Raw genomic sequence first — 698 nt, 5'->3', positions numbered from 1 at the left:
CCTAAACGCCCAAAAGATATCACCACGCCGGACAGGCAAACGTGGTGAGTTTGGGAACCTGAGCAATCAGGATATTAAGAACGAAATTTCTTAAGAATCTCAGCGTCTTTAGACCTGAGAGTGTCAACAAAACCATACTTCAGGAACACGCTAACTTCTACAATACTATACCTGATGGCTATCATTCTCAACTTTTATTTGATGATGAACGAGGAGGATATTTAGTTTTGGATATTGGTTGGAATGAGAACAAGTACCTTCACGCCACACCAATCCACCTCGATTTAATCGGCGATAAAATCTGGATTCAATATGATGATACCGAAGAAGGCGTGGCTACCGATTTACTAGCGGCAGGTGTTCCTAAAGAAGATATTGTACTCGGTTTTAGGCATCCTCAAGTGCGACAATATACTGAATTTGGAACTGGTTTGAGCGACAAAGATGAAAAAATTGTTGCTGAATCTGCTGCTGTGCGATCGGCCTAAGCTGATAGATAATTCGGCGATTGAAATCGCGTCTAGAAATTGTTAAGATGTTTTGCAGATATCTAATTTTATCGAGTTTAAGTGCGATCGCCCAAAACCCAAAATCTCAGAAACCGGGTTTTTGCCCAAATCTCCGACTGTAACTAAGGATTCTCAAAAAAACCCGGTTTCTCGCCACACCTCAAATAATTCCGAATCGAAAATTGTCGC

1 protein-coding gene is annotated in these 698 nt (G+C 41.3%); it reads left to right on the top strand.

Going from position 1 to position 698, the window contains the following annotated elements; all coding sequences use genetic code 11:
• Positions 1–65 precede the first annotated feature (65 nt).
• Positions 66–488: a XisI protein gene (locus AAFP14_RS24305; RefSeq protein WP_341734759.1), complete on the top strand. Its 423-nt coding sequence runs from the start codon at positions 66–68 to the stop codon at positions 486–488.
• Positions 489–698: the final 210 nt, after the last annotated feature.

The sequence above is a fragment of the Microcoleus sp. EPA2 genome (assembly GCA_020882975.1).
Taxonomy (GTDB): domain Bacteria; phylum Cyanobacteriota; class Cyanobacteriia; order Cyanobacteriales; family Microcoleaceae; genus Microcoleus.
The sequence above is the reverse complement of the archived record's forward strand: the minus strand, read 5'-3'. Positions and strand labels throughout refer to the sequence as shown.